Source organism: Prauserella aidingensis, from assembly GCF_024171865.1.
Classification (GTDB): Bacteria; Actinomycetota; Actinomycetes; order Mycobacteriales; family Pseudonocardiaceae; genus Prauserella; species Prauserella aidingensis.
The window spans coordinates 54,859-77,487 of record NZ_JAMTCN010000015.1 but is presented as its reverse complement, the minus strand read 5'-3'; the positions used below and the strand labels follow the sequence as shown (position 1 = coordinate 77,487).

General features: G+C 71.7%; 14 protein-coding genes. 7 read left to right on the top strand and 7 right to left on the bottom strand.

The genetic code is table 11. The features are described 5' to 3' along the window. Nucleotides 1–191 precede the first annotated feature (191 nt). The 6 genes from LY13_RS16045 to LY13_RS16020 all read right to left on the bottom strand — a co-directional run bounded on the left by LY13_RS16045 (nt 192) and on the right by LY13_RS16020 (nt 12,869). On the bottom strand, nt 192–1,646 hold the full coding sequence (locus LY13_RS16045) for a glutamate synthase subunit beta (RefSeq protein WP_253829261.1): 1,455 nt from the start codon (nt 1,644–1,646) through the stop codon (nt 192–194). Beyond that, a complete protein-coding gene (gene gltB / locus LY13_RS16040) occupies nt 1,639–6,180 on the bottom strand; it encodes a glutamate synthase large subunit (RefSeq protein ID WP_253829260.1) in 4,542 nt (1,513 codons plus the stop codon). The genes LY13_RS16045 and gltB overlap by 8 nt, the downstream gene beginning before the upstream one ends. Before the next feature lie 478 nt (nt 6,181–6,658). Beyond that, nucleotides 6,659–7,459 carry a 2-keto-4-pentenoate hydratase gene (locus LY13_RS16035; RefSeq protein ID WP_253829259.1) on the bottom strand — a complete coding sequence of 267 codons (801 nt, stop codon included), beginning with the start codon at nt 7,457–7,459 and terminating at the stop codon, nt 6,659–6,661. Nucleotides 7,460–7,510: 51 nt separating this feature from the next. Beyond that, a complete protein-coding gene (locus LY13_RS16030) occupies nt 7,511–10,474 on the bottom strand; it encodes an FAD-binding and (Fe-S)-binding domain-containing protein (protein WP_372493841.1) in 2,964 nt (987 codons plus the stop codon). 25 nt (nt 10,475–10,499) lie between these two features. Further along, nucleotides 10,500–11,798 (bottom strand): hydroxyacid-oxoacid transhydrogenase, encoded by a 1,299-nt coding sequence (locus tag LY13_RS16025; RefSeq protein ID WP_253829258.1) that lies wholly within the window; start codon nt 11,796–11,798, stop codon nt 10,500–10,502. A gap of 204 nt (nt 11,799–12,002) precedes the next feature. Continuing rightward, nucleotides 12,003–12,869, bottom strand: a complete 867-nt coding sequence (locus tag LY13_RS16020; protein ID WP_253829257.1) for a phosphotransferase family protein — start codon at nt 12,867–12,869, stop codon at nt 12,003–12,005. Between the two features lie 201 nt (nt 12,870–13,070). Here LY13_RS16020 and LY13_RS16015 point away from each other — a divergent pair, with 201 nt between their 5' ends. The 4 genes from LY13_RS16015 to LY13_RS16000 all read left to right on the top strand — a co-directional run bounded on the left by LY13_RS16015 (nt 13,071) and on the right by LY13_RS16000 (nt 18,893). Then, nucleotides 13,071–14,447, top strand: a complete 1,377-nt coding sequence (locus LY13_RS16015; protein ID WP_253829256.1) for an MFS transporter — start codon at nt 13,071–13,073, stop codon at nt 14,445–14,447. A gap of 48 nt (nt 14,448–14,495) precedes the next feature. Then, entirely contained in the window at nt 14,496–15,695 is a 1,200-nt protein-coding gene (locus LY13_RS16010) for a cysteine desulfurase family protein (protein ID WP_253829255.1), read from the top strand. Between the two features lie 4 nt (nt 15,696–15,699). Beyond that, entirely contained in the window at nt 15,700–16,791 is a 1,092-nt protein-coding gene (gene mnmA, locus LY13_RS16005; protein ID WP_253829254.1) for a tRNA 2-thiouridine(34) synthase MnmA, read from the top strand. A 464-nt stretch (nt 16,792–17,255) separates the two neighbouring features. After that, nucleotides 17,256–18,893: an acyl-CoA synthetase gene (locus tag LY13_RS16000; protein WP_253829253.1), complete on the top strand. Its 1,638-nt coding sequence runs from the start codon at nt 17,256–17,258 to the stop codon at nt 18,891–18,893. On the opposite strand, the gene LY13_RS15995 is transcribed toward LY13_RS16000, so the two are convergent. Beyond that, nucleotides 18,883–19,554: a TetR/AcrR family transcriptional regulator gene (locus LY13_RS15995; RefSeq protein ID WP_253829252.1), complete on the bottom strand. Its 672-nt coding sequence runs from the start codon at nt 19,552–19,554 to the stop codon at nt 18,883–18,885. The two genes, LY13_RS16000 and LY13_RS15995, sit on opposite strands and share 11 nt — an antisense overlap. Nucleotides 19,555–19,606: 52 nt before the next feature. Here LY13_RS15995 and LY13_RS15990 point away from each other — a divergent pair, with 52 nt between their 5' ends. The 3 genes from LY13_RS15990 (at nt 19,607) to LY13_RS15980 (ending at nt 22,482) form a co-directional block, all read left to right on the top strand. Then, nucleotides 19,607–20,500, top strand: coding sequence for an alpha/beta hydrolase (locus tag LY13_RS15990; RefSeq protein WP_253829251.1), 894 nt, complete (start codon nt 19,607–19,609; stop codon nt 20,498–20,500). A gap of 102 nt (nt 20,501–20,602) precedes the next feature. Beyond that, the gene (locus LY13_RS15985; protein WP_253829250.1) at nt 20,603–21,640 is read left to right on the top strand and encodes a uroporphyrinogen decarboxylase/cobalamine-independent methonine synthase family protein; all 1,038 of its coding nucleotides are present in this window, start codon (nt 20,603–20,605) and stop codon (nt 21,638–21,640) included. An 11-nt stretch (nt 21,641–21,651) separates the two neighbouring features. Continuing rightward, nucleotides 21,652–22,482 carry a hypothetical protein gene (locus LY13_RS15980; RefSeq protein ID WP_253829249.1) on the top strand — a complete coding sequence of 277 codons (831 nt, stop codon included), beginning with the start codon at nt 21,652–21,654 and terminating at the stop codon, nt 22,480–22,482. Nucleotides 22,483–22,629: the final 147 nt, after the last annotated feature.

Below are 22,629 nucleotides of genomic sequence, written 5' to 3'. Positions count from 1 at the left end.
CGGGCAGGGCTCGCGTGCATGGGTGTACGACACGCGGCGGGTGGGCGCGGGACCCGTCGGGAACGCGAGCCCACCCGCCGCGGGGTGCCGAGCCGCTCGTGTCGAACCGCTGGTGTCGAATCTGCGGTGCCGACCCGAATCTGCGGTGTCGAACCTGCGGTGTCGACTGGCCGCGGGGCGAACCTGTGGCGTTACGAGATCGGACGGTCCGTCGGCGCGATCGGCGCCGGGAGCATGTCCCGGTCGGTGAGGTACGCGTCGACGCCCGCGGCCGCCGACCTGCCCTCGGCGATCGCCCACACGATCAGCGACTGCCCGCGGCCCATGTCGCCGGCCACGAACACGTTGTCCAGGCTCGTGCGGAAGTCCGCGTCCCGTGCGACGTTGCCACGCTCGTCCAGCTCGACACCGAGGTCCTCGATCAGACCCTGCTTCTGCGGCCCGACGAAGCCCATCGCCAGCAGCACCAGCTGCGCGGGCAGTTCCTGCTCGCTGCCCTCGACCGGTTCGAACCCGCCGCTCTCGGAGCGCTGCACCTCGACGATCCGCAGCCCACGCAGGTTGCCGTCGTCGTCGGCGACGAACTCCTGGGTGTTCACCGAGTACAGCCGCTCGCCGCCCTCCTCGTGGGCCGAGGAGACGCGGTAGATCATCGGGTACGTCGGCCACGGGTGCGCCTCGGAGCGCGATTCCGGCGGCTTCGGCATGATCTCCAGCTGCGTCACCGAGTTCGCGCCCTGCCGGTGCGCCGTGCCCACACAGTCGGCGCCGGTGTCGCCGCCACCGATCACCACGACGTCCTTGCCCGCCGCGTCGATCGGCGACACGTCGAGCTCGCCGCTGGCCACCTTGTTCGCGGGCGGCAGGTACTCCATCGCCTGGTAGACGCCCGTCGCCTCCCGGCCGGGTGCGGGCAGGTCGCGCCACGCCGTCGCCCCGCCCGCCAGCACGACCGCGTCGTACTGGGCGCGCAGCTCGTCCGCGGTGACGTCCACGCCGACGTTCACGTTGGTGCGGAACTCCGTGCCCTCCGCGCGCATCTGGTCGAGACGCCGGTCCAGCCGGTGCTTCTCCATCTTGAACTCGGGGATGCCGTAGCGCAGCAGCCCGCCGATCGCGTCGGCCCGCTCGAGCACGACCACGTCGTGCCCGGCGCGCGTCAGCTGCTGAGCCGCCGCCAGGCCCGACGGGCCCGAGCCGACGACCGCGACCTTCTTACCCGTCTTCGTCGTCGGAGGCTGCGGCGTGACCCAGCCTTCCTCCCACGCACGGTCGATGATCGAGATCTCGACGCGTTTGATCGTCACCGGGTCGTCGTTGATGCCGAGCACACACGCCGTCTCGCACGGCGCAGGGCACAGCGTGCCCGTGAACTCCGGGAAGTTGTTCGTCGCGTGCAGCCGCTCGATCGCGTCGGACCAGTCGTCCCGCCACGTCAACGTGTTCCACTCGGGGATCAGGTTCCCCAGCGGGCAACCCTGGTGGCAGAACGGGATGCCGCAGTCCATGCAGCGGCCCGCCTGGTCCTTGAGCTTCGTACGCTCGAAGTCCTCGTAGACCTCACGCCAGTCCTTGATCCGGATGTCCACCGGGCGCGACTTCGGCGTCTCCCGCTGCGTGTTCAGAAAACCCTTGGGGTCAGCCATGAGCCGCCTCCATGATCGCCTCGTTCACGTCCCTGCCGTCGCGCTCCGCCTGAGCGCGCGCCTGCAGGACACGCTTGTAGTCCTTCGGCATGACCTTCGTGATCCGCGGCAGTGCGGACTCCCAATCGGTGAGCAGCGCGTGCGCCACGGCCGACCCGGTCTCGGTGTAGTGCTTCTCGACGGCTTCGAGCAGGACCTCGACGTCCTCCTCGTCGAGGCCGTCCAGGTCGACCATCTCACCGTTGACGCGGACCGGGTCGAGGTCGAGCACGTAGGCCACACCGCCGGACATGCCCGCCGCGAAGTTGCGGCCCGCCGGACCGAGCACGACCACGCGCCCGCCCGTCATGTACTCGCAGCCGTGGTCGCCGACGCCCTCGACGACGGCCAGCGCACCCGAGTTGCGCACGCAGAACCGCTCGCCGACCTTGCCGCGCAGGAACAGCTCACCGCCCGTGGCGCCGTAACCGATCACGTTGCCCGCGATGATGTGGTCCTCGGCCACGATCGGCGCGTCGTGCGGCGGCCGCACCGTGATGCGCCCGCCCGACAGGCCCTTGCCGACGTAGTCGTTGCCGTCACCGAGCAGCCGCAGCGTGATGCCCTTCGGCACGAACGCACCGAACGCCTGCCCGGCCGTACCGGTGAACGTGATGTCGATCGTGTCGTCCGGCAGGCCCTCGCCGCCCCACTGCTTCGTCAGCTCGTGGCCGAGCATGGTGCCGACCGTGCGGTTGACGTTGCGCACCGGCAGGTCGAGCGTCACGCGATCACCGGACCGCAGTGCGCCCTCCGCCAGCTGGATCAGCGTGTTGTCCAGCGCCGCGTCCAGCCCGTGGTCCTGCTCGACGACCTGGTGGCGAGCCGCACCCGGCTCGATCTCCGGAACCTCGAAGATCGGCGACAGGTCGAGACCCTCCGCCTTCCAGTGGTCGACGGCGTCGCGGGTGTCGAGCAGCTCCGCGTGGCCGACGGCCTCGGCGATGGACCGGAAGCCCAGCGCCGCCAGGTACTCGCGCACCTCCTGGGCGATGAACTCGAAGAAGTTCACCACGTAGTCCGCCTTGCCGCTGAACTTCTCCCGCAGCGCGGGGTTCTGCGTGGCGACGCCGACCGGGCAGGTGTCCAGGTGGCAGACCCGCATCATGATGCAGCCCGACACCACCAGCGGCGCGGTGGCGAAGCCGAACTCCTCGGCGCCCAGCAGCGCGGCGATGAGCACGTCACGGCCGGTCTTGAGCTGGCCGTCGGTCTGCACCACGATCCGGTCGCGCAACCGGTTCGACAGCAACGTCTGCTGCGTCTCGGCCAGGCCGAGCTCCCACGGACCGCCCGCGTGCTTGATCGACGACAGCGGCGACGCGCCGGTGCCACCGTCGTGACCGGAGATCAGCACGACGTCGGCGTGCGCCTTCGACACACCCGCGGCGACCGTGCCGACGCCGACCTCGGACACGAGCTTCACGTGGATGCGCGCGGCCGGGTTGGCGTTCTTCAGATCGTGGATCAGCTGCTTGAGGTCCTCGATCGAGTAGATGTCGTGGTGCGGCGGCGGCGAGATCAGCCCGACGCCCGGCGTCGAGTGCCGGGTCTTGCCGATCCACGGGTAGACCTTGCCGCCGGGCAGCTGACCGCCCTCGCCGGGCTTGGCGCCCTGCGCCATCTTGATCTGGATGTCGTCGGCGTTGACGAGGTACTCGCTCGTCACCCCGAACCGGCCGCTCGCGACCTGCTTGATCGCACTGCGACGCTCCGGGTCGTAGAGCCGCTCGGCGTCCTCGCCGCCCTCGCCGGTGTTGGACTTGCCCTGCAACCGGTTCATCGCGATGGCGAGGGTCTCGTGCGCCTCGGCCGAGATCGACCCGTACGAGATGGCGCCCGTGGCGAACCGTTTGACGATCTCGGAGACCGGCTCGACCTCCTCGATCGGCACCGGCGGACGCTCGCCCTCCTTGAACTTGAACAGGCCGCGCAGCGTCATCAGCTCTTCGGCCTGTTCGTCGACGGCCTTCGTGTACTCCTTGAAGATCTCGTACTTGCCGGACCGCGTGGAGTGCTGCAGCTTGAAGACCGTCTGCGGGTTGAACAGGTGCGGCTCGCCCTCGCGGCGCCACTGGTAGTCGCCACCGGTGGCGAGTTCACGGTGGCTGGGCCGCACGTCGTCGGCGGGGAAGGCGCGCCGGTGCCGCTCGGTGACCTCGCGGGCCAGCACGTCGAACCCGACGCCGCCGAGCCGCGACGTGGTGCCGGTGAAGCACGTGTCGACGACCTCGGAGCCGAGACCGATCGCCTCGAAGATCTGCGCGCCGGTGTACGAGGCCACCGTGGACACGCCGATCTTCGACATCGTCTTGCGGACGCCCTTGCCGAGCGCCTTGATGAGGTTGCTGGTCGCGTCCTTGGCGGTGACGCCGGGGACGCGGCCCTGCTCGGCGAGCTCCTCGACGGTGGCCATCGCCAGGTACGGGTTCACCGCCGCGGCGCCGTAGCCGATGAGCAGCGCGATGTGGTGCACCTCGCGGGCGTCGCCGGACTCGACGATCAGCCCGACCTGGGTGCGGCTCTTCTCGCGCACCAGGTGGTGGTGCACCGCGCCGGTCAGCAGCAGTGACGGGATCGCCGCGTGCTCGGCGTCCACCCCGCGGTCCGACAGCACGATCAGCCGCGCACCGTCGGCGATCGCCTCGGACACCTCGGCGCGGATCTCGTCCAGCCTGCGCTGCAGCGCCTCGCCGCCGCCCGCGGCGTCGTAGGTGCCGTGCACGGTGTACGACGAGAACTCGGGCAGGGTGCCGTCGTCGTTGGCATGGACCAGTTTCGCCAGGTCGTCGTTGTCGAGCACCGGGAACGACAGGACGATCTTGCGTGCGTGCTCCGGGCCCGCCTCCAGCAGGTTGGGCTCCGAGCCGAGCTGCGTGCCCAGCGCCGTGACGAGCTCCTCGCGGATCGCGTCGAGCGGCGGGTTGGTCACCTGGGCGAACAGCTGCGTGAAGTAGTCGAAGATCGGCCGCTGGCCGCTCGAGAGGGGTGCGACCGGGGAGTCGTTGCCCATCGACCCGATGGGCTCGGCCCCCGTGCGGGCCATCGGCTCGAGCAGCACGTCCAGTTCCTCGGCCGTGTAGCCGAACGCCTGCTGCCTGCGTACGAGCGAGGCGTGCGTCGGCACCTCACGCTCGCGCTCGGGCAGCTCGTCGAGCTTCAGCCTGCCCGCCTCGAGCCATTCGGCGTACGGGTTCTCGGCGGCGAGCTGGCCCTTGACCTCCTCGTCGTCGATGATCCGGCCCTCGGCCGTGTCGACGAGGAACATGCGGCCCGGTTCGAGCCTGCCCTTGCGCACGATCGACGACTGGTCCAGCTCGAGCACGCCGGCCTCACTGGCGAGGACGACCAGACCGTCCTCGGTGACCCAGTAGCGCGCGGGCCGCAGGCCGTTGCGGTCGAGCACGGCGCCGATCTGCGTGCCGTCGGTGAACGACACCAGGGCGGGGCCGTCCCACGGCTCCATCATCGTGGCGTGGAACTCGTAGAACGCGCGGCGCGCCGGGTCCATCTCGGCGTGGTTCTCCCACGCCTCCGGGATCATCATCAGCACCGCGTGCGGCAGCGACCGGCCGCCGAGGTGCAGCATCTCCAGCACCTCGTCGAACGAGGCCGAGTCGCTCGCACCGCGCGTGATCACCGGGTAGATGCGGCGCAGCGGCCCGGGGATGAGGTCGGTGTCGAGCTGCGACTCGCGGGCGTCCATCCAGTTGCGGTTGCCCTTGAGCGTGTTGATCTCGCCGTTGTGGGCCACGTACCGGTACGGGTGTGCCAGCGGCCACGACGGGAACGTGTTCGTGGAGAAGCGCGAGTGCACGAGGCCGATCGCGCTGACGACGCGCTCGTCGGTCAGGTCCGGGAAGAACTTCGGGACCTGCGGCTCGGTGAGCATGCCCTTGTAGACGATGGTGCGCGCCGAGAGGCTCGGGAAGTACACGCCGGCCTCGTCGAGCTGGTGTTCCGCGCGCTTGCGCACGACGAACGCGGCGCGTTCCAGGTCGAGTCCGGTCAGCGCGTGGTCGCCGTCCCGCTGCGAGCCGAGGAACACCTGCGAGAAGTACGGCATCGCCTCGCGGGCGCTCGGGCCGACGTGCTCGGCGTCGACCGGCAGGTCGCGCCAGCCGAGCACGCGGAGGTGCTCCTCGGCGGCGATGCGCTCGATGGCCGACATCGCCTTGCCGCGGGCGGGCTCGTCGGTCGGCAGGAACGCGGTGCCGACGGCGTACGTGCCGGGTTCGGGCAGTTCGAAGTCGGTGACCTCGCGGAAGAACGCGTCCGGGATCTGGATCAGGATCCCCGCGCCGTCGCCGGTCTCGGTCTCGGCGCCGCGCGCGCCACGGTGCTCGAGGTTGCTCAGCGCAACCAGGGCTTTTCTGACGATCTCGTGGTCGGGACGGCCGGACAGGTCGGCGACGAAGGCGACACCACAGGCGTCGTGTTCGTACTGCTCGTCGTAGAGACCGGTGTTCGGCTTACGCGGTGCGTGGCGGGTCACGGCTTGCCGCCCTCCTTGGCTCGGCACAGCCAGGCCGCGCTGCCAGCCGGCCGGGGTGTGGTCCGGTCGGCTAACGGTGCGGCCTGGTGGTGCGATGGTCAGTAGGGGACTCGTCGATGGCGTCCCGTCCACCTTCCGGCGGCGGGCATGGCACCGAAACGTCGACCACACGCCGTTGTGTGGATCCTGTCTGGCTCGGATGAGCCGGCGCGCGCTGTCCGTGGTGGCGAACGGCGCTGGTGCGCAGACACGCGCCGACACAGGCAGGGTTCGCCTGCCGCGTGCGGCGCGCGCTGAACATCCCGGGGTTAACCGGTCTTATGACAGTAATGTGAAATCGCCGTTATCGGGACTTCTCAGTGAGCGCTCGTGGGATACAACACTGCGGGATTGACGACCGACCCGTCAACTGGTTGATCCCACAACTTCCGCTGTGACCTGCGAAAACGGTCGAGTTTTCTGCAGGTGCGGACCACGATTACTCCGATTCGGGAGCCAGCACCGCCGTGACGTCGCCGAGACCGTCCATGTGGGCGACGACGGTCTCGCCCGGGCGCACGGGGAAGGCCTGCGTCATCGTCCCCGGCAGCACGACGTGGCCCGGTTCGAGCGAGATGCCGAGCGGGCCGATCGTGTTCGCCAGCCACACGAGGGCGTTGAGCGGCGAGCCGAGCACCGCGCTGCCGGTGCCCGTGCCCAGCAGTTCGCCCGACCGGTACAGCGAGCAGCCCGTCAGCCGCAGGTCGACGGCCGAGAGCGGGGTCGGCTTCGTGCCGAGCACGACGCCGCCCGAGGACGCGTTGTCGGCGACGGTGTCGACGATCGAGATCTTCCAGTCACGGATGCGCGAGTCGACGATCTCGAGCGCGGGCAGCACGAACTCGACGGCCCTCGCCGCGTCCGCCACCGTGACGCCCGGCCCCGTCAGCTCCCTGCCGAGGACGAACGCCACCTCCGGTTCGATGCGCGGTTGCAGCAGCGGCGCCGTGATCGGCCGGTGCTCGAGGTGGAACATGCCACTCGTGAGATGGCCGAAGTCCGGTTGGTCGACACCCATCTGCTGCTGCATCGCAGGCGAGGACAGGCCCACCTTGTGGCCCTTGACGGTCTCGCCCGCCTCGACCCAGCTCCGGACCTGTTCCTGCTGGATCCGGTAGGCGTCGGTGATCGTGAGTCCCGGCCGCTCGTCGACGAGCGGGTCGATCGGCGTGCCGGTCTCGTAAGCCTGCCGCAGGCGTTTCGCGAGGTCCCCGACGGTGGCGGTGTCGATGGCGTTCATGCGGCTCACATTCCGGGTCGTGGGTTCGAGGCGGCAAGGACGTTGTTCCGGTCACCGGGACGTCCGGCGACTCCGGTTGCGCAGCGCACGGTCGAGGATCTCCGCCAGGTGCACCGCGCGCCGCGACGTGAGGTCGGCGATCTGCGTGCGGCAGCTGAACCCGTCGGCGAGGACGAGCGTGTCGTCGGACGCGGCCTCGACCTCGGGGACGAGCACCCGTTCGGCGGCCGCGACGGACACGTCGTAATGGCCACGCTCCATGCCGAAGTTGCCCGCCAGCCCGCAACACCCGGAGTCGAGCGTGCGGCAGGAGATCCCGGCCTTGGCCATCACCCGCTGGTCGGCGGCGTTGCCCGCGACGGCGTGCTGGTGGCAGTGCTGCTGGGTGATCGCCTCCGTCGGCCCGCCCGGGTCCAACTCGGGGAAGTCGACGTCGGGCGCGTACCGCTCGAGGAACTCCGCGAGGGTCAGGGCGTTGATGCGGCCGTCGTCACCGCCGATCTCCGCGGGGTCGAACAGGTCGTGGATGTCGTGGCGCAGCACGGCGAGGCAGCTCGGCTCCAGTGCGACGATCGGCGTGCCCGCGGCGATCTCCGGGCCGAGGACCTTCAGTGTCCGGCGCAGCACCGTGCGGGCGACGCCGAGCTGCCCGGTCGAGATCCACGTCAATCCGCAGCAGACCGACGAACGCGGCAGCACGACGTCGAACCCCGCGTGGTCGAGCACCCGGGCCGCGGCGAGGCCGACCTCGGGGGAGAAGTGGTCGGTGAACGTGTCCGGCCACAGCACCACGCGCGGGCGGGTGAAGGTGGCCGGCGCGGCCTCCCCACGGGTGCGCAGGCGTGTCCGCAGCGTACGGCGCGCGAAGCGCGGCAGGGAACGTTCGGGCGCGATACCGCCGAGCCGCGTCAGCGCCCGCGACAGGACACGGGAGCCGAGTACCGCGTTGGCGGCCCGCGGGGCCACGGCGGCCAACCGGGACCACAGCGGCAGGAACCCGAGCGAGTAGTGCGCCGCGGGACGCACGCGGCGCCGGTAGTGCTGATGCAGGAACTCCGCCTTGTACGAGGCCATGTCCACATTGACCGGACAGTCGGACAGGCACCCCTTGCACGCCAGGCACAGGTCGAGCGCGTCGCGCACCTCGGTGGACCGCCAGCCGTCCGGCACGGTCTCGCCGCGCATCATCTCCGACAGCATTCTCGCGCGCCCGCGCGTGGAGTGTTCCTCGCGGCCCGTCGCCATGTAGCTCGGGCACATCACACCGGTCGAGGTGTCGATGCACTTGCCGACGCCGACGCAGCGGCGCGCCGCGACGGCGAGACTGCCGCCGTCGTGCGGGTACTTCAACGTGAGCGGCAGTTCCCGCACCGGGCCGTCGAACCGCAGGTCGGCGTCCATCGGCCGCGGCCGCACGAGCACACCGGGATTCAGCAGGTCGTCGGGGTCCCAGATCGCCTTGAACGCCTCGAACAGGCGCAGGATCTCCGGTGAGTACATGCGCGGGAGGAGCTCGGCGCGGGCCTGTCCGTCGCCGTGCTCGCCGGACAGCGAACCGCCGTGCGCGACGACGAGGTCGCCCGCGTCCTCCATGAACGACCGGAACCGCGCGCGGCCGTCGTCGTCGGTGAGCGTGAAGTCGATGCGCACGTGGACGCAGCCCTCGCCGAAGTGGCCGTAGGGGATGCCGCGCAGGCCGTGGTCGACGAGCAGTCGCCGGAACTCCCGCAGGTACGACCCGAGCCGCTCCGGCGGCACCGCGGCGTCCTCCCAACCCGGCCACGCCTCGGCGCTGCCCTCCGGCGTGGGAATGCGGGTGGCGATGCCCGAGGCGGCCTCGCGGATCGACCACAGCTGTTTCTGGTCGGCGGGGTCGTCGGCGATCGACGTCGTGGCGCCCGTCTCGCTCCTCAGCGTGGCGGCGATCCGTTCCGCGCGGGCCCGTGCATCGGCGAGGTCGTCGCCGCCGATCTCGGCGAACAGCCAGCCACCGCCCTCGGGCAGCCGGTCCAGTGCGGCGGGCCTGCGGCCGCGCACCAGCAGGGCGTCGATCATGTCCGACCCCATTCCCTCCAACGTGAGGGGCTCGAGCGGCAGGACGTGCGGCACGGCGTCGGCGGCGGCGACGTCGTCGGCGTACCCGGCGACGAGCAGCACCCGCACGGCCGGTGCGGGCACGAGACGCACGGTCGCCTCGGTGAGCAGCGCGCACGTGCCCTCGCTGCCCACGAGCGCGCGGGCGACGTCGAACCCGTTCTCGGGAAGCAGGCGGTCCAGCGCGTAGCCCGAGACGCGGCGCGGCAGCGACGGGAAGCCCTGCCTGATGGCGGCCAGGTTGTCGTCGACGAGCGACCTCAGCGCCCGCGTGTGGGCGTTGTCGGGCGCCTCGCCGGGTCCGAACGACATCGCCGTCCCGTCGGCGGCCAACACGTCGAGCGCCACGACGTTGTGCGTCGTACGGCCCCACGCCACCGAGTGCGAACCGCACGAGTCGTTGCCGATCATGCCGCCGAGCGTGCAGCGGCTGTGCGTCGACGGGTCGGGCCCGAACGTCAGCCCGTACCGGGACGCCTCGGCGCGCAGCGCGTCGAGTACGACGCCGGGCTGCACCCTCGCCGTCCGCGCCTCGGGGTCGATGTCGAGGATGCGGTTCATGTACCGCGTGTGGTCGAGCACGACGCCCTCGCCGACGGCCTGCCCCGCGATGCTCGTGCCCGCCCCGCGTGCCGTGATCGGCACGCCGAGTTCCCGGCAGACGCGCAGGGTCGCTCGCACGTCGTCGGCATCGCGCGGGAACACGACGGCACGCGGGACGTGGCGGTAGTTCGACGCGTCCATGCTGAACACGGCACGCGCGGTCGGATCGGCCTCCACGTCGCCGGTCACCGCGGTGCGGAGCCGGGCGGCGAGCCGCTCGACGTCGGCGGGCGCGGTGCCGGTCCGTTCGGCGGCCTGCGGCGTGCCGGTCGAGGACGGGTCGGCGGGCGTTACGGCTTCGTTGACGGGATCGCTCACGGCGCCCACCGTAGGCGTCGCGGGGTCACCAGTTCTCGAGCGACTCGGTGAGAACCGCCTCGACGTCCTCCTCCCGCACCGTGCGGGGTGCGACGGCCAGCAGTCGCTGCTGCTGCATCGTCCCCTCCACGAGCGCGCCGATGTCGGACCGGCCGTAGCCGACGCCGGACAGCCCGTTGGGGATACCGATGTCGCGCATCAACGACGTCAGCGCCGCGGGCAGGCGCTCGCGGTCGTCGGTGGTGGCCTGCCGTGCGCGCGGGTCGAGGATGTCGGCGGCACGCAGGTGCTTGCCCGGGTCGGTGGGGAAGGTGAAACGGAACGCCGCGGGCGCGGTGAGCGACACGGACTCGCCGTGCGGCACGAGCGCGAGCTCCTGCGGATAGTTGGCGGGCCGGTACTCGCGCACCCGGCCCGCGATCGGATAGGCGCACGCGTGCGGCACGTGCACGCCCGCGTTGCCGAACCCCATGCCCGCGAACGTCGCGGCCAGCATCATGTCGGTGCGCGCGTCGAGGTCGCCGCCGTTGAGGACCGCCTTGCGGAACGACCGCGCCAGCAGCTGCAGCGCCTGCTCGGTCCAGGCGTCCGAGATGGGGTTCGAGCCGTTGTAGGCCACGCGCGTCTCCGGCGTGTGCCGCGGGAACGAGTGGAACGGGCGCGCGGTGTAGGACTCGAGCGCGTGGCACAGCACGTCCATGCCGCTCGCCGCGGTGACCTCCGGCGGCATCGACAGGGTCAGCAGCGGATCGATCACGGCGAGGTTCGGCCGCAGGTGCGCGTGGCTGATGCCGGACTTGACCTGCAGGTCCAGGAAGTCCATGACGCACACGGGCGTCGTCTCCGAACCGGTGCCCGCCGTGGTCGGAACCGCGACGAGCGGTTTCAGCGGGCCCTCGGGTGCCTTGCCCTGGCCGATCGGTTTGTTGACGTAGTCGTAGAGATCCGCCGGATACGTCGTGAAGAGGTTGACCGCCTTGGCCGTGTCGATGGCCGAACCGCCGCCTACGCCGATGAACCCGTCCCACGTGGCATCGCTCGCGAACTCGATGGCGTCGCGGACGCTCCGGTCGGTCGGCTCGACGTGCACCCGGTCGTAGATCTCGACGGTCAGTCCACCCGCCTTCGCCGCGTCGGCCACGCGCTGCGGCACACCGGTCGCGGCGACGTCGGGGTCGGTGACGATCAGCACACGCTGCGCGCCCAGCTGCGCGAGGTCCCAGCCGATCTCGTCGACCGCGCCCGCGCCGAACTTCAGCGGCGTCGCACCCCAGGTGAACACGGTCTCGTTCAGGTACTGGGTCTTCGGCGAGCTGGGAGTCATCGGTGAGCTCCAGGTGTCGTCGGGGCTCCGAGTGTCATCGGTGAGCTCCAGGTGTCGTCGCGCGGCCGACGCCGCGTCGCGCTCCGTTGCGGACGGATCCGAGCCTCGCACCCCGCGTGCCCACTGATCAACCACTGAGTCGGCGCCATCCGTTCGAGTGAGGGGGAGGTTCTCGACCTCGCTCGGCCCGCGCTCCGGGGCGGCTCAGGTGGGCAGGAACCAGCGGCGGGCGAGTGCCGGGAGCGTCGGCTCGTCCGGGGCGGGCAGCAGTCGCAGGTACGTCGACAGGTTCGAGTACCGGTGCAGCACCGTGTAGGCCAGCAGTCTGCGGGCCAGGTCCTCGTCGAGGTCGGCCGCGGCGTAGCCGTACCCGAGCAACAGCTCCCGCAGCAGGTCCGTGTCGCCCGCCGTGAGGAACACGCCGACCGACGAGAACTCGTACTCCGGCGCGCCCCGCATCGCGGGTTCGAAGTCGAGCAGTCCCGTCGGCGCGAACGTGTCGGGGTCGACGAACACGTGCTCGGGCATGACCTCGGTGTGCAGCAGCACCGGTTCCGCCTCGCCGAGATCGACCGCGTCCAGGAAGGCGGGGATCTGCTCGAGCCACAGCTCGGCGAGTCCCAGTCCGCCCTGGTGGGCCATCACCCCGCTGCGGCGGTCGGCCAGGAATCGCGGCCAGTCCGCGGGCCACAGGTCCGGCGACGGAACCGCGTGGAGCTGTGCCAGTAGACCCCCGAGCTCGCGCACCAGTCGCACCCGGTCCGATGTGGACATCGAAGGCCAGGCCGTCGCGAGGTCGACACCCGGCAGTCGGCGCATCACGATGTAGCGCCACTCGTCGACCTCGCCCTCGGCCTCGACGCGGGGCGTCGCGACGTCCAGCCTGCCGTCGACGGCCCTGAGGGTCGCCAGTTCGGTGAGCGCCTCGTCGATGTCGTCGGCGGGATATCCCTTCAGGACCAGCGCGTCGCCGACCGCGAAGACCGGCAGCGAACCGGTGGGCAACGGGTGCACCGGAAGGTCGGCGATGCCTTCGCGGGCGCACACCGCCGCGACGGGGAAGGTGTCCACCGGAGCAGGCTACGACGGCCGATGCCGCCGCAGGAGCGGTTTCCGCCATTTCCCGCCCGGCGCGTCGACCGTTCCCGCCCCGTGTCGACGTGACGCCGGGGAGCGCCGTGCCGCCGGAGACCACCGTGCCTCCCGACGTCGTCGTGTCTCCGGAGATCGCCACTGGACCTCCAGTGCGCTCGAGATTGCAGTGTTACCGGCATGACGACGACCGCACCGGAACCGCGGAGTCCGCGGAGCAGTGTGCTGTGGAGCCCCGAACACCGGACCACCACGGCGGGCGTGCTGCTGCTCGTCACGTTGATGGCGTTCGAGAACCTCGGCGTCGCCACGGCGATGCCCACGATGGTCGCCGACCTCGACGGCGGCGGGCTGTACTCGTGGCCGTTCACGGCGTTCCTGGTCGCCAGCGTGGTGGCGACGGTGCTGTCCGGCCGCGTGTGCGACCGCCGGGGCCCGGTGCCGTCGCTGCTTGGCGGTCCGGTCGTGTTCCTCGCGGGTCTGCTGGCGGCCGGGTTCGCGCCGAACATGGCCGTGCTGCTGGCGGGACGGTTCCTGCAGGGGCTGGGCACCGGCACCGTGCTGGTCGCCACGTCGCTGCTGATCGCGCTCGTGTTCACCGACGCCGAACGCCCGGTGATCTACGCGGCCAACGCGGCGGCCTGGGTGCTGCCCGCCGTGGTCGGCCCGTCGGTCGCCGGGGTGGTCACCGACACCGTCGGCTGGCGGTGGGTGTTCCACGGACTGGTGCCGCTCGTCGTCGTGGGGCTGGGTCTGCTGGTGCCGGTGACACGCCGCATCGCGACGTACCGGCCACCGCCGAGGGGCCGTGTGGCGAGCGTCCCCGCCGCCGTCACGGCCGCGGCGGGGGTGGCGGCGCTGACGTGGGCCGCGCAGCACCCGTCGCTGCTCGCGCTCGGCTACGGCGCGGCGGGGCTGGCCTCGGTTGCGTTCGCGCTGCGCAGACTGCTGCCCGCGGGGACGCTCACCGACCGGGGCGGACTCGGCGGGCTGGTGCGCTCGCGGGCGCTGCTGGCGAGCACCTTCGCCGGGATGGAGGCGTTCCTCCCCCTGACCATGACCGGCGTGCACGGCTACGGGCCCGCGCTCGCGGGCCTGCCGCTGACCGTCTCGGCGCTGAGCTGGTCGGCCGGGTCCGCGGTGCAGGGCCGCTTCCCCGATTGGGACCGCGACCGGCTGGTGCGGGCGGGATTCGTGCTGGTCGGGACCGGGGTGGTGCTGTTCGGCTGCGTCGCGGTGCCGGGCTGCCCCGGATGGGTGGCGTTCGTGGCGGCGGTCGTCGCCGGCGCCGGGATGGGTATGGCGTTCCCGTCGGTGCAGGTCCTGATGCTGCGGCGCGCAGCCGAGGCGGAACGCGGGTTCGCCAGCTCGGCCATGCAGCTCGGCGACTGGGTGACGTCCGCCCTGGTCATCGGCTTCGGCGGGGTGTTGCTCGGCGTGTTCGGGTCCGCGGCGGCGCCCGGTGGGCCGATCGTGGTGCTCGCCGCCTCGCTGACGTTCCTGGCCGCGGTGGGAGGCGCGCTCGCGGGAGCGCGACGGCAGGGCAGTGGCCAGTGAGCGATGCCGCAGCGTTCGCCGTGACGGCCCGACTACCCTGGAAAGGCGATGACCTACCTCGACCATGCGGCGACCACCCCCATGTTGCCGGACGCCATTGCGGCGATGAGTGACGCGATGTCCACCGTGGGCAACGCGTCATCGTTGCATTCCTCGGGGCGCCGGGCACGACGCGTCGTCGAGGAGGCCAGGGAGGTGGTGGCCGAGGCGCTGGACGCCCGCCCGTCCGAGGTGATCTTCACCGGCGGTGGGACGGAGAGCGACAACCTCGCCGTCAAGGGCACGTTCTGGGCTCGCAGGGACGCCGATCCCGCGCGCAGGCGGATCCTGGTCAGCGCCGTCGAGCACCACGCCGTGCTCGACGCCGTCCACTGGCTGGCCGACCACGAGGGCGCCGAGCTGACGTGGCTCGAGGTCGACGAGTGCGGCCGGGTGCGCCCGGAGACGCTGCGTGCCGCCTTCGAGCAAGGCCACGACGACATCGCGCTCGCCACCGTCATGTGGGCGAACAACGAGGTCGGCACCGTCAACCCGGTGGCCGAACTCGCGGCCGTCTGCGCGGAGTACGAGGTCCCGCTGCACACCGACGCGGTACAGGCCGTCGGCGGTGTGGACGTCGGGTTCGCGGCCTCTGGGGCGCAGGCGCTGACGCTCACCGGCCACAAGATCGGCGGGCCCTACGGCGTCGGCGCGCTGCTGCTGGACCGGTCGGCGACGGCCGTGCCGCTGTTGCACGGCGGTGGGCAGGAGCGTGAGGTGCGTTCCGGGACGCTGGACGTGCCCGGCATCCACGCGTTCGCCACGGCGGTGCGGGTCTCGGTCGCAGGCCGCCACGAGGTCGCCGACCGCATGGGCAAGCTCCGCGACGACCTGATCGCCGCCGTGCGTGCCGAGGTGCCGGACGCCGTGTTGAACGGCCTGCCCGACGACTCGCCGGACCGGCTGCCGGGCATCGCGCACTTCACGTTCCCCGGCTGCGCGGGCGACAGCCTGTTGATGTTGCTCGACGCGAAGGGCATCGAGTGCTCCACCGGCTCGGCGTGCACCGCGGGCGTGGCCGAACCGAGCCACGTCCTCACCGCGATGGGCGCCGACGAGACGGCGGCCCGCGGTTCGTTGCGGTTCTCGCTGGGCCACACATCCACCAGGGACGACGTCGACGCGCTGGCGCGGGAACTGCGCGGCGCCGTCGACAGGGCACGCCAGGCGGGTCTCGCCGGCATGCGCAAGCAGAAGCAGGAGGCATGAGCCGATGCGCGTACTGGCCGCGATGAGCGGGGGCGTGGACTCGGCGGTGGCGGCGGCGCGTGCCGTCGAGGCCGGACACGACGTGACGGGTGTGCACCTGGCGTTGTCGGCGAAGCCCGGCACGCTCCGCACCGGCTCGCGCGGGTGCTGCACCGTCGAGGACTCCCGCGACGCCCGGCGGGCCGCCGACATCCTCGGCATCCCGTTCTACGTGTGGGACTTCGCCGAGCGGTTCACCGAGGAGGTCGTGGAGACCTTCGTCGGCGAGTACGCCGCGGGCAGGACCCCCAACCCGTGCGTGACCTGCAACGAGAAGATCAAGTTCGAGGCGTTGCTGGAGAAGGCGATCGCGCTCGGCTTCGACGCGGTGTGCACCGGCCATTACGCCCGGCTGTCCGTGTCCGACGGCGTGCCGGAACTGCGCCGCAGCGCCGACGACCACAAGGACCAGTCGTACGTGCTGGCGTCGCTCACGCCGGAACAACTGCGGCACGCGATGTTCCCGCTCGGCGATTCACGTAAGCCCGACGTGCGTGAGGAAGCGGCCGAGCGCGGTCTCGCCGTCGCCGAGAAGCCGGACAGCCACGACATCTGCTTCATCCCCGATGGTGACACGAAGAAGTTCCTCGAGAACCGGCTCGGCGAGCGTCCCGGTGACCTAGTCGACGCCGAGACGGGTGCCGTGCTCGGCAAGCACACCGGGGTTCACGGCTTCACGGTCGGCCAGCGGAAGGGTCTCGGCATCGACGCGCCCGCCGCCGACGGCAAGCCGCGGTACGTGCTCTCGCTCGAACCGGTGTCCGGGACCGTGAAGGTCGGCTCGTCGGAGGAACTGGCCGTGTCCACGATCGATGCCGACCGCGCGATCTGGCCGTCGGAGCAGCCGCTGTCCGGCCCGACCGAGTGCGTCGTACAGGTGCGCGCACACGGCGGCATGGCACCGGCCGTGGCCGAGGCCGACGGCGACGCGGTGCGCATGTCACTGCGCGAACCACTCACCGGGGTCGCGCCGGGCCAGGTCGCCGTTCTCTACCGCCCCGACGCCGAGGCGGGCGACGTCGTCCTCGGTAGCGCGAAGATCGCCGCCACGGCGTAACCCGCCACGAAGCAACCCGCTGCCCTCGCGTGTTGCGCTTCTCGGGGCCCGTGTTGTGCTCTCGGGGGACCGTGTTGCGCTTTGGGGGACCGTGTTGTGCCTCCGGGGCCGGTGGTGGTTGGCCGGGGTCGTGTTGTTCTCGCCCGTCGTCTCGCCGTCCCGCCCCCTCGCGCGTGCGCAGGGCCCGGGCCGCCGGGTGGTGCTCGTCAGGTCCCGACGTGGTCCCCGGGAGCTGCCGACCCGACCCCGAATCCGCAACACGATCCCCTGGCACTGCAACACGATCCCGCGCACTCGCAACACGATCCCCTGGAGCTGCAACACGAGCCCTTGAATCCGCAACACGGGCCCCTGGAGCTGCAACACGGTGGGGGAGGTTCGAGGGTGTTGAACGGTTCGTCCGGTTGGGGGATGATCGCGTTGACGACGCACGGTCGACCGCGTCGCGATCACGGAGGAGTTCAATGTCGAACGTAGGGCCCGACACGGCGAGCAGCGCCATCACGGACAGCGCCATCACGAACAGTGGCACCGTCGCGAGGAGTGGCGCCGTCGCGAACGGTGCCGCTTCGGGTGGGATCCGGGCCAGCACCATCGCCGACATCCCGCGGCGCAGTGCCTCGCGGACGCCGCATCGCGTGGCGATCCGGTTCGCCGACCGCGCGTGGACCTACGCCGAGCTGGACGCCGCCGTCACCCGTGCCGCCGCGCACCTGCTGTCGCTGGGCCTGCGCCACGGTGACCGCGTCGCCGCCTACGGCAGGAACTCCGACGCCTTCCTCATCGGTTTCCTCGCATGTGCCCGCGCGGGGCTGGTCCACGTGCCCGTCAACTACAACCTCACCGGTGACGAGCTCGCCTACCTGATCACCCAGTCCGGCAGTCGCGTCGTGCTGACCGACCCGCAGCTGCGCGGAAACCTCGACGCCCTCGACCTGTCCGTCGAGCGCATCCTGCCGCTGCGGGACACCCCGGACGACTCGCTGTTGGCGGTCGCGAGCGCCGGCGACACCGCGGACCTCGACGCCGTGCTCGACACCCCGGTCTCGGACACCGACCTGGCCCAGCTGCTGTACACGTCCGGTACGACGTCGAAGCCCAAGGGCGCGATGATGACGCACCGCGCGCTCGTGCACGAGTACCTCTCGTGCATCGTCGACCTGGACCTCGCGGCCGACGACGAGCCGCTGCACGTCATGCCGCTGTACCACTCGGCGCAGATGCACGTGTTCCTCATGCCGTGGCTGGCGGTCGGTGCCACCAACACGATCGTCGAAACCCCCGACCCGGCCGACGTGCTGCGCCGCATGGCCGACGACCGGCACGGTGCGTTCTTCGCCGCGCCGACGCTGTGGGTGGCGATCGCCAACCACGCGGACTTCGGCGACCGTGACCTCTCCGCGCTGCGCAAGGCGTACTACGGCGCGTCGATCATGCCCGGTCCGATTCTGCAGCGGCTCCGCGAGAAGCTGCCGGAACTCGGGTTCTACAACTGCTTCGGCCAGTCGGAGATCGGCCCGCTGGCGACCGTGCTGCGGCCCGAGGACCACGAGACCCGCCCCGAGTCGGCGGGCCGTCCCGCACTGTTCGTCGAGGCGAGGGTCGTCGACGCCGACGGTCAGGACGTCCCGCCGGGCGGCGAGGGCGAGATCGTCTACCGGTCCCCGCAGTTGTGCCTCGGCTACTGGGACAAGCCGGAGGAGACGGCGGAAGTGTTCGACGGTGGCTGGTTCCACTCGGGCGACCTGGTGCGGGTGGACGAGGAGGGCTACGTCTTCGTCGTCGACCGCATCAAGGACGTGATCAACACCGGCGGTGTCATGGTGGCCTCGCGGGAGGTCGAGGACGCGCTGTACACGCATCCGGACGTCGGCGAGGTGGCCGTGGTCGGCCTGCCCGACGAGAAGTGGATCGAGGCCATCACCGCAGTGGTGGTCCCGAAGGGCGGCGGCGCGCCCGCGGGGGACGAGCTGACGCAGTGGGTCAAGGACCGGTTGGCGACGTTCAAGGTGCCCAAGCAGGTGCACTTCGTCGACGACCTGCCGCGTAACGCGTCGGGCAAGATCCTCAAACGGGAGCTACGGGACCGCTTCAGCGGGTAGGTGCGGGGACGAGGGCCAGCAGCGCCTCGGCGAGACGTGCGGCGACGTCGTCGGCGTCGGTGCCGGACACGGCGTCGGCGAGCACGATGCGGCGGAGGGTGACCTCGGCGGTCTGGACCAACAGTGCCGCCGTGCGGTCCGCCCGCTCCTGCTCGCCGGCACCGCCATCGCGGTCGGCACCGCCATCGCCACCGGCGTCACCGGCAGGGGCGACTCCGCACCGGCGCACGTGCCGGGCGAGAGCGGTCGTGGCCTCGGCGTGCAGTGCGTGCAGGCGTGCCACGCCATCGGGCACGCGTGGGGCCAGGTCGTACAGCACGGTGTGCAGCCGCGGCCGGTCGGCGTGCAGCGCCGCCAACCTCGCCGTGAGTACCCGGACGGTGTCCTCCCAGCCCGGTCGGGAGTCGTCGAGTTCGGCGAACGTGCCGTGCAGTCCGGCGGCCGCGTCGTCGAGGTGCCGCTCGGCCAGCGCGCCCAGCAACGCCATCTTGTTGGGGAAGTACTGGTACAGCGTGCCGATGGAGTAGCCCGCGCGTTCGGCGATGCGATTGGTGGTCGCCGCCATGCCTTCGCGGTCGAAAACCTGAGCAGCCGCGTCGAGGACGGCATCGACCGTGAACCGGGATCGCTGCTGACGGGGGCGTTTTCTGGGCGTGTCCACGGCGGTCCCAACGCGAGTTGTCCCGCATCGCCAACGGAGCTGGAATGGGCGTATGCACGAAGTCTACCGGCGTTTCCTGCCCTCCGGGCTGCGCGTGGAGCCGCCGCGGCGCGTGTCGACGTGGTGGCGGTGGCGCGGTACCGACGTCCACGTGGAGCGCATCGGCGATCCCGCCGCGCCGGAGCGGGCGGTCGTCCTCCACGGCGCGGGTGGGCATGCCGCGCTGATGTGGCCGTACGCGGCGCTCGCCGCCGCCCGCGGGATCCACGTCGTCGTCCCCGACCTGCCCGGCTACGGACGCACCCGCGTGGCCGACAGGTCGGCGATCCGCTACCCGGACTGGGTCGACATGGTGTGCGCGTTGACGTCGGCCGAGCGCGAGGCCCACGACGGCCCGTTGCACCTGGTCGGCGCGAGCATGGGCGGAATGCTCGCGTACGAGGCCGCCACGCGGGTCGGTGGTGTGGACCGCCTGATCGTGACGTGCCTGCTGGATCCCAGGGACGTCGACGCGCGCAGGACCGCGGCGCGCCACCCGTGGCTGGGTGCGGTCGCCGGGCCGCTGTTGCGGCTCGCCGCGGGGCCGTTGGCGGGCGCCCCGGTACCGTTGCGGTGGCTCACCGACATGGGCGCGATCGCCAACGACCCCGAGTTGGTCGACGTCGTGCTGGCCGACCGGCGGGGCGGCGGCAACCGGATGCCGCTCGGCTTCTTCCGGAGCTTCTTCGAGTCGGCGCCCGCGGTCGAACCGGAGGCGGCGACGGGACCGCACGTGGTGCTGGCGCACCCGGCCGCCGACCGCTGGACCCCTGCGGAGCTCAGCCTGCGCTTCTTCGACCGGATCGCCGCGTCGAAGGAGTACGTTCCGCTCGAGGCGGCAGGCCACTTCCCGATCGAGTCCCCCGGCGCCGAGCGGTTCGCCGCGCTGCTGACCCCGACCCGCTGACGCCTACCCGCTGACCCCGCGCCGACCCGGTGCGGGGGCGGTCTGCCGTCGATCGGCGGGTGCCGCGACGAGGCGACGGGCGAATGGGAAACAATCGGGTCCGTGGAACAGCGAGTGTGGCCGAGCGGCGTGGCGACGGGGATCGGATCGATGCCGGGCACGGACATCGCCGAGGCGGCGGCGATCGTGTTCGGGGAACTGCCCGACCTGCCTCATGTACCGGAGTTGCCCGACCGCGGGGTCGGCGCGGACCTCATCGGGCGCACCGCCGGGCTGCTGGTCGACATCGCGGTGGACGTCGTGCCGACGGCCTACCGCATCACCGACCGGCCCGGGCGTCATCACCGGCGCGCGGTGGACCTGCGGCGCTGGGACGTCGACGCGGTGACCGAGGCGGCCGCCCACGCGGGCGCCACGCCGTGGGCCGTGAAGACGCAGGTCGCGGGCCCGTGGACGGCCGCCGCGGGTATCGAGCTCGCCCGCGGGCGCCGGGTGCTGACCGACCACGGCGCCACCCGCGACGTCGTCGAGTCCCTGCTCGAAGGGCTCGCCGCACATGTCGCCGAGCTGTCGGAACGCACGGGTGCCGGTGTCGTGGTGCAGTTCGACGAGCCGACGCTGCCCGACGTACTCGCGGGTTCGCTGCCGACGCCGTCCGGCTACGGCACGGTGGGCGCGGTTCCCGAACCCGAGGCCCGCGAACTGCTGCACCACGTCATCACGCGCACGGCCGAGATCACCGGCAACCCGGTCGTCGTGCACTGCTGCGCGCGCAGGCCACCCGTGGCGCTGTTGCGCTCGGCGGGTGCGCACGCGATCGCCCTCGACGCGACGTTGCTCGACGGTGCGCCGGGCAGCCTGCTCGACGAGCTCGGCGAGACGTGGGACGCAGGCGTGCAGTTGGGGCTCGGGCTGATTCCGGCCGAACCGCCCGCCGTGTGGCCCGAGCTGTCGCGAGTGGCGCGGCCCGCGCTCGACCTCGTCGACCGGCTCGGGTTCAACCGGTCGATCCTGGCCGAACGTGCTCTCGTGACCCCGACGTGCGGGCTCGCGGGCGCGACCGGGGACTGGTTGCGCCGCGCTCTCGCGCTGACCCGCGACGTCGGCAGGGCATTCGTCGAACCGCCGGAACGCTGGTAGGAGGGGACATCGTGGCATGGTTCCGCAGGAAACGGTCCGGTTCCGGCGGCGACGCGCGCCGGGGTGACGACGGCGCCGAGGCCGCTACGGAGAGCGCGCCGGTCGGGGACGCGCCCGACCCGCGCACGCCGTGGCCAGAGCAGCCCGTCCCGGACGATCCGCACGCCGCGGCGGCGGAGTTCTGGTCGACGTGGGCCGAGTTGTTGCCGCATCTGAGCGCGGCCCTGGGAGAGGGCGACACCGAGCGCGCGGAGAACCTGCTCGTCGAACCGGTGGCGGCCGTGCACCCCGGGCTGCAGTTCAGCGTCGACCGCGGCAGCCGCGCGATCTACGCGCTCGTGGTCAGCAGTCGCGAGGATCCGGAACTGCGGCCCTACACCGACGCGTGGCGGGAGGCCGCTCCGCCGGAGGACGCGATCTGGGAGTTCCACGACTCGGTGCCGCCCGTGCCCGACCCCGCGGGTGTCGCGGTGAACTTCGCGGGACAGCGGTTCGACCTCGGCGCCGTGCGTGTCGTGGCGCAGGTCGACGACGACGCCGGCCTCGTCGACGTCGCGGTGCACCACCCGTTGCTGTGCGAGGTCGACCACTTCTCCCGCACGACGATGACGTTCCTGCCCCTGGACGTGACCCTCGGCGAACGCCTGGCCGCCCAGCGGTTGCGCCGCGTCGAGACCGCCGTCGCCGAACCCGACAACGCGATCACGCTGACCGAGTTCCGGGGCCTGGTGCGGGAACTCGCGGGCCTTCCGGCCGACGACGGCGTCCGCGACGACCCGGCAGCAGGTGGAGCGGCAGACGACGACACCGCGGGCGGCCACGGCGGAGACGCGTCCCGGTAGCCGGTCCGCCGGAACAGCCTCCGTGTTGCTCCCGTCCGACCACCGCTCCTCGTCGACGCGCTGCCCCGTGACCGCGTTTCCAGGGGACCGTGGTGCCGTGTCGGGGAGCCGCCGCCCGGCCACGTAGGACGACCCGGACGCCGGCAC